This window comes from Pseudomonas canadensis (assembly GCF_030980095.1).
In the GTDB taxonomy this organism is placed as follows: domain Bacteria; phylum Pseudomonadota; class Gammaproteobacteria; order Pseudomonadales; family Pseudomonadaceae; genus Aquipseudomonas; species Aquipseudomonas canadensis.
Genome location: NZ_CP133298.1, coordinates 6,160,093 through 6,174,230, shown reverse-complemented (window position 1 = coordinate 6,174,230; position 14,138 = coordinate 6,160,093). Strand labels below are relative to the sequence as shown.

9 protein-coding genes are annotated in these 14,138 nt (G+C 60.7%); 1 reads left to right on the top strand and 8 read right to left on the bottom strand.

Features of this window, described 5'->3' with window-relative positions:
• The first annotated feature begins 132 nt into the window (after positions 1-132).
• On the top strand, positions 133-408 hold the full coding sequence (locus RB216_RS28825) for an HU family DNA-binding protein (protein ID WP_003176958.1): 276 nt from the start codon (positions 133-135) through the stop codon (positions 406-408).
• Positions 409-500: 92 nt separating this feature from the next.
• On the opposite strand, the gene RB216_RS28820 is transcribed toward RB216_RS28825, so the two are convergent.
• The 8 genes from RB216_RS28820 to tssE all read right to left on the bottom strand — a co-directional run bounded on the left by RB216_RS28820 (position 501) and on the right by tssE (position 14,117).
• On the bottom strand, positions 501-1,115 hold the full coding sequence (locus RB216_RS28820) for a DUF6707 family protein (RefSeq protein ID WP_028618502.1): 615 nt from the start codon (positions 1,113-1,115) through the stop codon (positions 501-503).
• Between the two features lie 16 nt (positions 1,116-1,131).
• Positions 1,132-5,529 carry an RHS repeat-associated core domain-containing protein gene (locus RB216_RS28815; protein WP_122555056.1) on the bottom strand — a complete coding sequence of 1,466 codons (4,398 nt, stop codon included), beginning with the start codon at positions 5,527-5,529 and terminating at the stop codon, positions 1,132-1,134.
• A gap of 12 nt (positions 5,530-5,541) precedes the next feature.
• Complete coding sequence (locus tag RB216_RS28810; protein WP_028618501.1) at positions 5,542-5,976, bottom strand: DcrB-related protein; 435 nt, start codon at positions 5,974-5,976, stop codon at positions 5,542-5,544.
• Positions 5,977-5,991: 15 nt separating this feature from the next.
• The gene (locus RB216_RS28805; RefSeq protein ID WP_028618500.1) at positions 5,992-7,932 is read right to left on the bottom strand and encodes a type VI secretion system Vgr family protein; all 1,941 of its coding nucleotides are present in this window, start codon (positions 7,930-7,932) and stop codon (positions 5,992-5,994) included.
• Positions 7,933-8,088: 156 nt separating this feature from the next.
• Positions 8,089-10,746, bottom strand: coding sequence for a type VI secretion system ATPase TssH (gene tssH / locus RB216_RS28800; protein ID WP_028618499.1), 2,658 nt, complete (start codon positions 10,744-10,746; stop codon positions 8,089-8,091).
• A complete protein-coding gene (gene tssG, locus RB216_RS28795; RefSeq protein WP_068937812.1) occupies positions 10,739-11,782 on the bottom strand; it encodes a type VI secretion system baseplate subunit TssG in 1,044 nt (347 codons plus the stop codon). Before tssG ends, tssH begins: the two co-directional genes overlap by 8 nt.
• Positions 11,746-13,605, bottom strand: coding sequence for a type VI secretion system baseplate subunit TssF (tssF, locus tag RB216_RS28790; protein ID WP_308908149.1), 1,860 nt, complete (start codon positions 13,603-13,605; stop codon positions 11,746-11,748). The genes tssG and tssF overlap by 37 nt, the downstream gene beginning before the upstream one ends.
• A complete protein-coding gene (gene tssE, locus RB216_RS28785) occupies positions 13,602-14,117 on the bottom strand; it encodes a type VI secretion system baseplate subunit TssE (RefSeq protein WP_005792513.1) in 516 nt (171 codons plus the stop codon). The genes tssF and tssE overlap by 4 nt, the downstream gene beginning before the upstream one ends.
• Positions 14,118-14,138 lie beyond the last annotated feature (21 nt).

The window sequence follows — 14,138 nt, the reverse complement described above, 5'->3', positions numbered from 1 at the left end:
TGGCGGAGCGTGCGAGGGCATGCCATCCTCACTCCCGTCTGCCGCAGAGTAGAGCCTGCGGCGCTTTGGGCGCTGCTCCAGAAGAGAGCAGCACGGACATAACAACAAAAAACCGTCAAAGAGGCTTCACTTATGCGTAAACCAGAACTCGCAGCCGCCATCGCTGAAAAAGCGGATCTCACCAAAGAACAGGCCAACCGCGTCCTCAACGCCGTTCTCGAAGAAATCACCGGCGCCCTGCACCGCAAGGACAGCGTCACCCTGGTTGGCTTCGGCACCTTCCTGCAACGCCATCGCGGCGCCCGCACTGGCAAAAACCCTCAAACCGGTGAGCCGGTGAAAATCAAGGCCAGCAACACGGTTGCGTTCAAGCCAGGCAAATCGCTGAAAGACACTGTTAACGCGTAAGAGCGTTACCGTCTCGAAGGGGGCGGGGTGGTAGGAGAGATGGGCACGCCGACTGGGTCGGGTGCCCATTTTTTATTGGATTAAACAAGACTTCATTTGAATGGCGTGAGCTTTTCTAATCCGATCTTGCCAATGATTTCATTGATTCTGGCGACATTTTCTTCGATATCGGCCTTTATCTTTTCGTGCGGGTAATGTTCGGGTTTATCAAAGAACTGAATTTTTAACAGGCTCATCAGGTAAGTGACACGTTGATTGCCCTCTGTCACAAAGTCGCCCTCGTTCTCCGCGTCCTGGATTTTGTCCAGGCTCAAGGTCTCGCCTCTTACAAAGCGTTCATGGGTGTTGCGCTTCACCGTGACTTGCAGCTCGTTTCCGGTGTTCAGCGCCGCCAATACACGAGCAAGCGCATCAGCGTACACGGGTTCATCACCGCGCGCCCTCGCCAGGGTGCCGTTGAGTACCAGTGACGCCTCGATCCAGACCCAATAGTCATAGTTATTTTCAAAAGGGATTTTGCTCAGCGGTGCAGTGAGTTGCTCGGCCAGGTCGTTTTCATTGATGACGTACAACAGGTAAGCCAGACGGGTCAGCGATTCGATACGTGACTTCTGCGTTTTATTGTATTTGGCTGCCACTTTCGACACGCGGTCTGCCAATGGGCCGCTGGCAGCAGAGAGTGAATCAAGTGCTTCTGTGATATGCATGGAAATCTCCAATCGGTTACTTCACGACTATTTTTACTCGGGTCCCGTCGTCATAGCCGCTCAGGGCATGCGCGATCGAGGAGCCTGCGCCTCGGTTGTCGCTAGGGTCGATGTACCTGACGCTAGCCCCTTTGCCACCTTCTTTGAACATCGCCATCGGGAATTCATCCCGATCCAGTGCCTTGACGGACGGGTGACCGGCCAGAGAGGCTTTGCGGTTATCTGCCGCGCCCAGGCGATCGATAGTGAATATATTTTTTCCTCGCGCCTTGATGACATCAGCGATGTGACCGAACGTCTGCTTGTACTGCTTCCTGGTCAGTTCAAGAACGATATCGTGTGTCTTGCCATCTCCTGCCTTGACGTTGCAACCCTTGTATCCAAGGGGGTCAGTCCAGACGATAGGGTTCGGCGCGTATTCATAGAGGTTAATCCCACCTGCCAGCCCAATAGGGTCGGGCGTCGTAAACCGCCCTACGTCCGGATCATAAAAGCGGAAGGTGTTGTAGTGCAGGCCCGTCTCCCGATCCAGGTATTGTCCCTGGAAACGCAGGTTCTGCTCCTCGATGTAATAGGGTTCGCGAACTTCCCTGACGCTGTTGCCCCATACCTGGTAACGCGATTGCCACAGCGTATGCCCGTCCGCTTCCGTCAACTGTTCAGGCAAACCGTTTAAATCATTGTGGTAGTAACGCACACGCTGATGTTCGCCAGTGCCATCGACACGTGCCAGGGGTTCGTAGCCGTTACCTTCGTAGAGGTACAGACTGCTCTGGTTATTTTTGCGTTCCAGCAATAAGCGCAACCCGTCCCAAACGAAGTGCGTTTGTCCCACCGGGAAGCCATGGCTGTCATGTTCGCTTTTAGCGATACGACGACCCAAAGGGTCATACGTCATTTTTATAACAGTCGTTCGCTCAGCCTTTTGATGGCGTACTTCGATCAGTCTGTGGTCAGCGTCGTAGGTAAAAAGCTGAGTGCCCCATTTCGCACTGCGCTTTTCAGCGAGACGGCCGAAAGCGTCGTAACGATAACGCTTGTCCTGATAGGTCAGCAGTTTGTTGTGTACCACCAGCCCGCTCGCCGCCTGCGGCGGATCAAGCAAGTTGGCGGCCGCATCGTAGGCGAATGTTTCGGTTTGCCCCTGCAGATTGTCCTGGTTGGCAATGATGCGCGCAGTCGCATCGTAGTGAAGCAATTGACGATGCTGGTGAGTGGGCAGCTGTTCAAGCTTGCCAATCAGATTGTCGGCAGGGTCGTAGTCGAACGCTATTTGCATCGTCGGCGCCAGTAACGTCGAAACACCTTCATTTCTGCATTGACGAGCTCGCAAGCGACCATTGCGGTCGTATTCGCTGCGGGTGCTGAGCTGACCTTGCGTACGCAACACTTCTCGATGCAAGCGATCGCGCTCGAAGTCGCTGATAACGCGTCCATCGAGGTTGATTTGGTGAAGGTGACCGCTGCCGTAATGCAGACGGTTGAGCCAACGCCCGTCGGGTAAGCGCGTTTGGATAAGGTTGCCCAACTCGTCATAGTGATGCTGCAGGCTGCCAGCAACACTATGCTCTCCAAGCAATTGACCCAGCGCGTCGTAGTTGAAAGCCAGGCGCTGTGCGTTTCCCTGCGCATCGACAGTGCTCACTGCAATGAGGCGATCCAGCGGGTCATAGGAATAGTCGGTGCGCCCATCGGCCGTTACCTTGCCGATCAAGCGACCCATCGCGTCCCGCTCAAGATAATGAACAATCGGGTCGAGGGGCGTTGAGGGGACAACCGCCATGCCGTTGCCGTGCGGCGCCGGTACGGCGGTGACCACGCAGACACTGTCGAGCGGGTCGTAGCTGTAACGCTTGGCGCTGCCGTCCAGGTCTTGCTGTTCAATTAGCCGGTCGCTGGCGTCCCAGGTGAATCGGTATGTTTCACCGTTCTGGTTGGTCAGCGCTTGCAGGCGGCCAAATCGATCATACCCAAACTGTACCTGGCGACCATGGGCATCCGTACGCAGGTTAACCTGGCCCCGGCGGTTGTGCTGGTAGTGAGTTGTGTGCCCGGCGGGATCGGTATAACCCACCAACTGGCCACTGATACTGCGCAAATAGTGTTCAGTTCGGCCGTCTGGCAGCTGGGTACTGAGCAGGCGCCCCTTTGCGTCATAGCTGAACTGGGTACGCTCGCCAAGTGCATCGATGATGGCTTGCAAATAACCACGATGGTCGTAACTGAATCGAGTCGGGTAGCCTGAACAGTCGATGTGCTCGATCAACTGGCCGAGCCCGTTCCAGGATAGTTTTTTCTGCTTGCCAGTGGCGTCGATGATTTCGACGACTTGTCCACGACTGTCATAACGATAACGGGTGGCACTGCCAAGGGGATCAGTCTCACTGATGCAGTTACCGCGCGGGTCATAGCGAAACTGCCAGCTGTTGCCTGCGGCATCGGTTCGAGCCAGCGGCAGCGACCAATGCGCCAGCCACGATGAAGCCTCTTTGCGACCTAGGGGATCGATTTCTCCAATCAGGTTGCCTGATTCGTCGTAGTGATATTCATAGCGCCCCCCTTGGGGGTCTGTGGCGCTTAGCAACTGGCGTTCGTCATTCCACTCAAATAGCCAGGTATTGCCGAGGTTGTCGGTATAGGCAATGACTTGGTGCTGAGTGTTCCAGACTCGTGTGCTAACCCGTTGCGCGTTGTCGGTAATACACGTTGTGCCTGCGGCCAGGTCGTATTCGAATTGGTACTCGTCGCCCTCATCCGTCCAATGCCGGACAACGCGCCATTCAGCCTGGGCGATCAATGCCCACTCGTAGAAGCAGCGCAAGCCGGTGGGCAGTTGATGCTCTGCCATTCGCCGCCCGGTGTCATAAGCAAAGCGTCTTTGAATCTGGCCGGTCGCATCGCGCACGATTGCCAGGTCGCCTGCCAAGTCGTGTTCATAACTGACCAATACTTCTCGCGGCAGGTCGCTATACACGCGTTCAATCCGGCTCACACGACCTTGCTCGCGGATCAGCTCCACCTGTACCAGGTCGAAAGTGTCGCGAAGACGTACCAATCGCCCGAGATCGTCATAGTCGAGATAAATGCGGTTGTTATTGCGATCGCCCAACTGACTCAGGCGCAGTAATGAGCTGGTGCCTGGCGTTGGGTCAAACAGGCGATAAAGTCCGTCATCACTTTCAATCAGCAATTGGCCGTTGCGGTGCCGACGAATGCTCAAGCCCTCGCCCGGACTGAACATCGCACTGCCCAAAGCAACCGAACCGAGCTGTATTTGTCGGCCTTGTTCATCGGTATAAGTCAGTTCTTCACCCCCGGCGGGGTGCGGCAGGACCTCGACACTGACTTCGTAGGACACGCTCCAGCCGGCGCCAAACATCCCACTGCGGCGCTCGTCACGACTGTTATAGAACCTCTGCCAGTGAATCGGCAGTACGCCCGGCAGCACAAAATCCAACTCTGCCTCGCCACCCAGGACCTTGGCGCCTGTAGCCGCGTGCACTGGGTTCATCGAGCCCATAGCCGCGTTAGTCATGGCCCCGATGGCCTGGCTCACCGCGTATGAACCCACCCCGCTGAGCAACATGCACGGCAAATTACTCAGCGTCTTGCCTTTGGCACCTTTCAACATCATCAGCGCTTCAATCGCCAACCCCACCCCAGGGGTCTTCCCGCTGCGAATTTCCTGCACCACCACCGTCCCACCACCAATGGTGACGTTTGGCGAGATCAGCCCCGACGACACCACCGTCGCCTCGCACATGCTGCGATCACCGCTGCGCACGGCGGGCTGGCCGTTGATGGTGACTTTGTCAGACCCTTCCGCCAGAAGCTGTGGCGGCATCGGCGGATGGCGGGCGCACAGGACCATGTCGGTGAGGGCCGGCACCACACCCGGTGCAGGCGTGGCGACGGTGGGCCGCCATAGCTGGGAGAAGAAACCCTCGGCCATGTCCAGGAAGCCAGGCTCGGGTTTTGGCTCGGGGTCGGGCTCCGGCGGTGCTTGCTCAAGCTCCGTACCAGCGGGCGCCACGTGCGAGGGAATGGAGCCCGCGGCCCGCGCAGCCGGAATGCTGTTGACGAACGTGTCGGTCGAACCCACCGCAATCGTGGCTTCCACCACCGGTGGAAACAGCGCATTGGCGAAGCTCTCGCACATCTTACTGAGGCCCTTGTCGGCCCCCGTCTTGCTCATGGCCATGCCGACGACAATGCCCACCACCGCGCCGAGGATGCAGCCGCCGATACCGGCGGTAGCAATCGTCACCCCCACGGCGGCCGCGACTGCGGCAGTCGCCAGTGCCGTGATCGCCACGTTGGCCGCGACCTCCAGCACGCCGCCGAGGATATCCGCCATCATCGAGGTGTGGGTCAGTGCATCGCCCATCCGGGCGGCCCATAACGCGTCAGACATGCAGGCAGCTCATCAGGAAACAGCGTCGAACGATAGCGAGCTTTTGATCAACGCCCAGTGCGCCGCCTCGGCATCCCCAAGCTTGTCGGCCTTCACGTAACTCAAGGCGAGCATCTTGCGCGTACCCGGTAGCACCAGCGCCAGTTGATACTGGAACACCTTGTCATTGCCCTTGCTGAACTGGCTGCGCAGCTCGATGCCTTCCACTTCTTGAGCCGCGCCCAAGCGCACGTCCACGCCCGGCTGATAACGCAGGTCCTGCACCTGTTTTTCCAGGCGCAGGAGTTGGTCATTGAAGTTGCTGTGCAGGGTTTCACCCTCGGCGAGCAGGCTGCGGCTGACGATCAGGGTGGTGCCCAATTCGGGGAACTTGAGGATATTGATCGTTGCGTCCTGCAGCTCACTGGCGGGTAGTTGAAACTGGAATTCGTTGATCCGGTACGTCATGGCAAACAGGTCTCGTCAGGAGCTTTTAGGCGCGGGGAACGCGGCTTTGATATTGGCGTCGATGGCGGCTTTCTGGCCCTGGCCATCGGGCGTGGCGCCGGGGCCGCCGCCGTTGTTCAGGTGCAGCACGCCGCCGGTGTTGAACTCGGCATCGCCGCTGGCATAGAAGCTGATTTGCACGCCGGTGAGGTTGATCTGCCCGCTGGCGTTCAACTCCAGGATGCTTTCGCCGCAGACCAGGCGCAGGTTTTCACCGACTTCGATGACATAGCTCTGGCTGATGCTGTCGGTCTTCCTCTGGCCCACCGAGAGGATGTCTTCCTGCTTGACGATGCGCAGGCGGTTGTTGCCGATGGTCACCGTCTCGTTGTGGCCGATGCTCTTGTTGCGGTCATGCCCCACCGAATGGCTTTCATCCACCTCGACCACGATGTCCTGATTACGCTCGGCATGGATGTACAACTGCTCCAACCCCTTCTTGTCCTCCATGCGGATTTCATTGAAGTTGGCCGGCGTGCCGCCCTTGCTCGAACGGCTTTTCATGCCGCTCTGGGTAGCGTTTTCCGGCAGGTCGTAAGGCACGGTCTGTTCGGCGTTGTAGACTCGTCCGGTGATGATTGGCCGGTCGGGGTCGCCCTCAAGGAAGCTCACAATCACTTCCTGGCCGATTCGTGGGATCTGCATCGAGCCCCAGTTCTTGCCGGCCCAGGATTGCGAGACACGAATCCAGCATGAGCTGTTTTCGTTGGACTGGTCGTGGCGGTCCCAATAGAAATGCACCTTCACCCGGCCGTACTGGTCGGTCCAGATTTCCTCGCCTTTGGGGCCGACCACCAGCGCGGTCTGCGGGCCTTTGACGATAGGGCGGTGGGTGCTGGCCAACGGGCGGAAGCTCTGCTGGGCGTCGATGCAGGTGAGGCTGCTTTCGAACTGTGCCGAGCCCGAACCGCCGCCGCTTTCCAGGCTTTCCTGGACGATGTAGTAGCGGCAGCCGACGATCAGGTATTCGCGGTTCTGGTCCTGGCGGCTGAAGCCGGTGAGGCTGAACAAATGCCCCGAACCCAGGCCACGGGCGTTGCCGCTGAATTCGATCTGCTCATGCAGGGTCTGCAGGGCTTCGATGCGGGTGCGGGCATAGTGCTCGCCGTCTTCGCTTTGCACGTAGGTGCCGGGGTAGTCGTACAGCGGATAGTCGCCGGCAGTGTGCGGGCGAGGCATGGCCGAGCGCACGTCGATGCTGGCGCTGGGGCGCTGGAAATCGTAGTCGTTGAGCTCCAGCGAACCCGGTTGCACTTCGTGCGCCAGGTGCCAGTTGTGCATATGGTCGCGTTCGCGTTGCTGCTCGTCCTTGGGGTAGTACGGGATCGAGGCGTAGCCCGGCACCGTGGTGTGGGCGCCGTAGGCATCGGCCAGCACCAGTACATGGCGGTCCTGCTCATGGCGGAAGAAGTAGTAAATACCTTCCTGCTCCATCAAGCGGCTGACGAAGTCGAAGCTGGTCTCGCGGTACTGCACGCAGTATTCCCACTCGCGGTACGGCCGGCTCAGGGCGTCTTCGAAGTCGGAAAACCCCAGGTCGCGAAACACCTGCTTGATGATCTGCGGGATGCTCAGGTTCTGGAAAATCCGGCAGTCGGAGGTGCGGCTGAGCAGCCAAAACCATGGGCGCAGCGTCACCTGATAACTGGCGAACTGGCCCTGGTCGATATTCTGGCTGCACCGCGCGACGATGCCGTGGAAGTGCCGCTCGCCACCGTCCGCCAGTTGCAGGCCCACGCTCATGGGTTTGCCGAGCAACTGGTTGAGATCGATGTTGGCGTCCAGGGACGTCAGTTGCAGCTCGTAGTTGAACAGCCTGCCCAGCTCCTCGCCACCGCCCATTTCATTGAGCAGCAGCACATCCGGCCCGAGCGGGCTGGTGATTTTGGCCAGGCGTGAGGCTTGGTTGAATAGCATCGGTTAACCCGTAAATGACTTGATAACTGAAGAAACCGAATCAAGTGTGGGAGGGGGCTTGCCCCCGATAGCGGTGTATCAGGTTAGAAATTTCTGGCTGACCCGACGCCATCGGGGGCAAGCCCCCTCCCACAGTTTTAATCACATTTCCACAGGTCAATCGCTGAAGTCGTAGTGCAATTCATTATCCCGGCTGCTGATACGCACACCCGCCAGCGCCTTGCCTTCGAGCATGCGCGTGAGGAACTCACGGCTCATGTCCGGCAGCAGGCTGTTGGTCAGAATGGTGTCGATCATGCGCCCGCCACTTTCGGTCTCGGTGCAGCGCGAGACGATCAGGTCGACCACCGCGTCGTCGTAATCGAAAGCCACCTTGTGGGTGGTCTCTACGCGCTTCTTGATGCGGTTGAGTTGCAGGCGGGTGATCGCCTTGAGCATCTCGTCGCTCAGCGGGTAGTAAGGGATGGTCACCAGGCGGCCGAGCAACGCGGGCGGGAAGATTTCCAGCAGCGGCTGGCGCAAAGCCTTGGCGATTTCTTCCGGCTCAGGGATGTTCGCCGGGTCTTTGCACACATGGGAGATCAGCTCGGTGCCGGCGTTAGTGGTCAGCAGGATCAGGGTGTTCTTGAAGTCGATCACCCGGCCTTCGCCATCTTCCATCACGCCCTTGTCGAACACCTGGAAGAAGATCTCATGCACGTCCGGGTGGGCTTTTTCCACCTCGTCCAGCAGCACCACACTGTAGGGTTTGCGTCGTACGGCTTCGGTCAGCACGCCGCCTTCGCCGTAGCCGATATAACCCGGTGGCGCGCCCTTGAGGGTCGACACCGTGTGGGCTTCCTGGAATTCGCTCATGTTGATGGTGATGACGTTTTGCTCACCGCCGTACATGGCTTCGGCCAGGGCCAGGGCAGTTTCGGTCTTGCCCACGCCGGAGGTGCCGGCCAGCATGAACACGCCAATCGGCTTGCTCGGGTTGTCGAGGCCGGCGCGGGAGGTCTGGATGCGCTTGGCGATCATCTGCAGGGCATGGTCCTGGCCGATGATGCGTTTTTTCAGGTGCTGGTCGAGGTTGAGCACCGTCTCCAATTCATTGCGCGCCATGCGGCCCACCGGGATGCCGGTCCAGTCGGCGACCACCGAGGCCACGGCCTGGTAATCCACGGTGGGCAGGATCAGCGGGGTTTCGCCTTGCAGGGCGGTGAGGCGCTGTTGCAGGTCGACCAGTTGGGCGCGCAGCTCATCGTTGCCACTGTCCACCACGCCCGCCTTTTCACGCAGCGTTGCACGGGTGGCTAGCAACTCGTCCACCAAGGTTTTCTCTTCAGCCCAGCGGCTTTCCAAGGTCGCCAGACGCTCACGCTCAGCGCTCAACAGCGCCTCGGTGTTGGTTTGGCGCGCACCAATCGCAATGCCGATGGCATGCTCACGGGCGATGATTTGCAACTCGGTTTCCAGCGCCTCGATGCGACGACGACTGTCGTCCACCTCCGCCGGCACCGCGTGCAGGCTGATGGCGACGCGAGCGCAGGCGGTGTCCAGCAGGCTCACGGACTTGTCCGGCAGCTGGCGCGCCGGGATGTAGCGGTGGGACAGTTTCACCGAGGCTTCCAGCGCTTCGTCGAGAATCTGCACCTGGTGATGCTTTTCCATGGTCGACGCCACGCCACGCATCATCAGCAGCGCTTTGTCTTCCGACGGCTCGGCGACTTGCACCACCTGGAAGCGACGGGTCAGGGCCGGGTCTTTCTCAATGTGCTTCTTGTACTCGGCCCAGGTGGTGGCGGCCACGGTACGCAAGGTGCCGCGGGCCAAGGCCGGCTTGAGCAGGTTGGCTGCGTCACCGGTGCCGGCGGCGCCGCCGGCACCCACCAGTGTGTGGGCTTCGTCGATAAACAGAATGATCGGCTTGGGCGAGGCCTGCACGTCTTCGATAACCTGACGCAGGCGCTGTTCGAACTCGCCTTTCATGCTCGCGCCAGCTTGCAGCAGGCCCACGTCGAGGCTGCGCAGTTCCACGTCTTTCAGGGCTGGCGGTACGTCACCGGCGACGATGCGCAGGGCGAAACCTTCGACTACGGCGGTCTTGCCCACCCCGGCTTCGCCAGTGAGGATTGGGTTGTTTTGGCGCCGACGCATGAGAATGTCGACCAGTTGGCGGATCTCTTCGTCACGGCCAACAATCGGGTCGAGCTTGCCGCTGCGGGCCTGTTCGGTCAGGTCGACCGTGAAGCGCTTGAGGGCTTCCTGCTTGCCCATCGCGCTCGGCGCCATGGCACCGCTGGCTTCACCGGGCACGGCACCGGCATTGAAACCATCACTGGCGCTCAGCGCGTTCTCCGGCGAATCACCGACGTACTCGTCGAAACGCTCGCTCAGGGCCTCGGCCTTGATCTTGTCGAACTCGGCAGACAAGCCCAACAGCGCATGGCGCAGGCTTGGCGTTTTCAGGATACCGAGTACCAGGTAGCCGGTACGCACCTGGCTTTCACCAAACATCAGGCTGCCGTAGACCCAACCGCGTTCCACGGCTTCTTCCACGTGAGAGGACAGGTCGGTGATCGACGTCGAGCCACGCGGCAAACGGTCCAGCGCTTCGGTCAGGTCACGGGCCAGGCGCGCCGGCTCCACGTTGAACTGACGGATGATGCGGTGCAGGTCCGAGTCCTGCAATTGCAGCAACTGGTGGAACCAGTGGGCCAGTTCCACATACGGGTTGCCCCGCAGTTTGCAGAACACGGTGGCGGCTTCGATGGCCTTGTAGGCCACGCTGTTGAGTTTGCCGAACAGTGCGGCGCGACTGATTTCACCCATGCTCTGGATTCCTTGAGGTGGTGGCGTGATCGGCGTAATGCCGGGCCAGGATTAGGTCGTTGGCGTCATGCTCGGGCTTGCCGAGCCAGGTGTTGAAGCCCAGGCGGAACTGACCATTGAGTTGCAGCGCCGGCACTTCGGGTTGTTGCAAAACCAGGTTGAGGTCCCAGTCCAGTTCATGGCCCAGGTACTCGGCCACCCACGCCACCAACTCGTTGAACGGCTGGTGGCCAGGCAGCATGCCCATGTAGTCATCCAGCGTGAGCGGCCCCAGGCGGATGCGGAATTTGTGCTGGCGGTCCCACACGAAACTGCCCAGGCAAAAGTCCACGCCCAGGCGGTTGGCGCTCACGCTGACGCGGCTGCGCTCGGGTAGTTCCAGCCATTGGCCGACGTACTCTTCAATCTCCACCGGCAGGCCGAAGTACTCGCTGAGAATGGCTTTCAGGCCGTCTGGATAGCGGGTTTGCGCCGACAGGTGGCCGCTGTAATGCAGCTTCGCGGTGTCCGGGATGAGCCCCTGATTCAGCAGGCTCGGCATGCCCCGTCCACTCAGGGCGGCTAGGCGCGCGGACCAGTAATCATCGTCAGGACGGTCGTGGCTGACTGTCGGCCGCGCCTCGGCCCAGGCCCGGTAAAACAGGCTGAGCAGGCGATGGTGGAACACATCGAGGAACTGTTTGCTGGTGCTGTCGGCGTTGTTGCGCTGACGCTCGCGCACGTACTCGGTGATGTGCAGCGGCAGCGGGCCATTGGGGCCGCCAAGGCCGAAGAAGAATTGCTCCAGCCGCGCCGGCTTGCCGTCGCCACCGGGGTCGACCGACGCCAGCGTGGCCGGCGCAAAGGTGCAATCAGCCTGTTGCCCCAGGCGCAGCGGGTCATCCGCCAGGCGCAGGGAATGGCCCAGCCGCGGCAGGTTTGGCGATTCGCACTCGATACGGCGCAGCGCCTGGAAGAAATCGTATTCCCAGGGCTCCTGATGCATCGCATCCAGGGTACTCACAGGGTCGGACGACGTCCGGGCTTGGCTTTCCATCGCATGATCTCGCCGCGTTCGGTGGTACGGATCACCGTCTCGGTAAAACTGTTGATCGACACGTAGCGTGCCAGGAAGCGTTCCAGCACCGCACCGAGCAGGAACACGCCGGTGCCGCGAAACGCGTTTTCATCGAATTCCAAGGTGATTTCCAGGCCACGGCCAAACACGATCGGGCCGGGCATCGGCAAACGTCGGGTCACGGCTTTGCTGCTGACCTCGCGCAGGCCTTCGATCTGCAATTGCAGGGCGGCGTCGTTGCTGTCGCCGTACAGGCGCAGCAGTTCGCGCAAGGCCGCCGCGCCTTGGCCCTGTTCGCTCAGGGACAGGTAGTTGAGCGACAACTGGCTGATCAAGCGCCAGGCCTTGGCGTCATGGGCGTGGCTGGCGCGGGGACGGCTCGGGCCTGCGACACAGCGCACGGCCAATACCGGGGCGCTGTCGGCCAGGGTGAAGTCGGTCTTGCCGTTGCCAACACTCATGAACAGCGGCAGGTCGCGGTTGGTGCACAGCGCCGTCACGCCGAGCTGGCGCAGGTCGTGGCGGTAGGGCGCTTGCCCGCTGTCCACCAGGCTGACAAAGGTTTCACTGCCCACGTACGTGGAGCGTGGGCCGTTGCGACGCTGGTCGCTGGACAGCACGCGCGGCTCGCGGCGCACGGTGTAATAGGCCTGGTCGCGGCCATAGCGCGACGGGTCGCGCACCGCATAGAACGGCAAGAACGGCTGCTCCGGCCCGGTGCCATGGCCGGTGATGCCACTCAGCGAGTGAATCTCGAAGTCCATCGGCCGCGTGCGGTCGGCGATCACATGGTGTTCGTTGACCCGGTCGGACAAGTGGATGCGGTCCACGCGCTTGGGGAACAGGTTGATTGCTGGCGTGCAGAACGGCAGGAACTGCGCTGCGCCGACGCTGCCTTCCAGGCTCGGTTCGTGGCGATCGAACAGCACAATCAGTTCCAGCTCCTGGCCGTCGCAGCGTTTGACTGCGCGACTCAGCTCGGCGAACTCGACGAACAGGTAGCGGTGGGGCAGGGCGAAGTATTCCTGCAACAGGCGATAGCCCTGGAACGCGCGTGCGACCACCGGCATGGCGGCGTCGGCATCGTCAAAACCACGGGAGCGCAGTGCATCCTGCGGCAGGCGCTCGACCCAATCGCCACCCGGCTTGCGTGCAAACACCGCGCAGGCATTGCCCAGCAGTTGTTCGTAGAGGCGGAATGGTTGCTCGTCGGCACCGCTGAGGTAGAGCGGCAGGTTATCCAGGTCAAGGCTGTTGAACGGCAATTCGGCGCCGGTGCGCAGGGTCAGGCGCAGGCCGGCCTTGGCTTTTGGCTCACTGGCGGCCAGGCGACCCAACACGGCGGCAGGGTTGCCGAAGTATTCGGCATTGCTCACCTGCAACGGCCACAGCGTCACCGCGTGCGCGGTGCGGTACTCGCAGCAGGTCTGGGTTTCGCGGCCCAGCGCAGCGCGCAATACGGTGTCGCGAGGCAGCGGGAAACCACTGGCCAGCGAACCTTCATCCGGGTCGGTCTGCAATTGCACCACGGTCATCGACGGCGTGGGTGCCAGGTAATGCGGGTAGGCGATTTCCAGCAGGTTGTGGGTGAAGGTCGGGTACTCGGCGTCGAGCTTGAGCTGCACGCGGGCCGTTAGGTAGGCAAAGCCTTCGAGCAAACGTTCGACGTACGGGTCGGCGCAGTCCATGCCGGACAGGGTCAGCCGACTGGCGATCTTCGGATATTCCTTGGCGAACTCGGCGGCGCTTTCGCGCACGTGGTGCAGTTCCTGGTTGTACAGCTCCAGCAGGCGTGGGTTCATGGGCGCCTCCGCTGGTCAGCGTTGACCACGCGTACGTGGCCGGATTCCAGGTCCAGGTCGGTTTGCAGCAGCAGGCGCAACGGCACGGGCTGTGCCCACAGGTCGCCTTCGATCTCGAAACTCAGCGCGTTATGGTTCATCTCGCCATGGCCGACGCGGGCTTTTACGCGCAGGGTGTGGCGCAGAATGCGTGGCTCAAAGGTAGCGATGGCCTGGTAGATCAACGCTTCCAAGGCCTTGATATCCACGCTTGAAACACTGTTGCCCGCCAGCGCCGGCAGGCCGTAGTTGACCACCGAAGTACCGGCCGGTGTATGCAGCGTGGCATCGGCATCGAGCAACGACGTGGTGTTGAGCAGCCACGCCAGGTCGCGCAGCACCGAGGCTTTCAATTGGGTCAGGGACAGCACGCGTTTGTCGGCGCTTTCCTTGGGGTTGGTTGGATCGTCGTCAGTCAACCGGTCCAACAGGGACGGTTGCAGACGGTCGCGGGAAGCGATTTCAGTGACCACCAAAGCGGCTCCACGGACGGG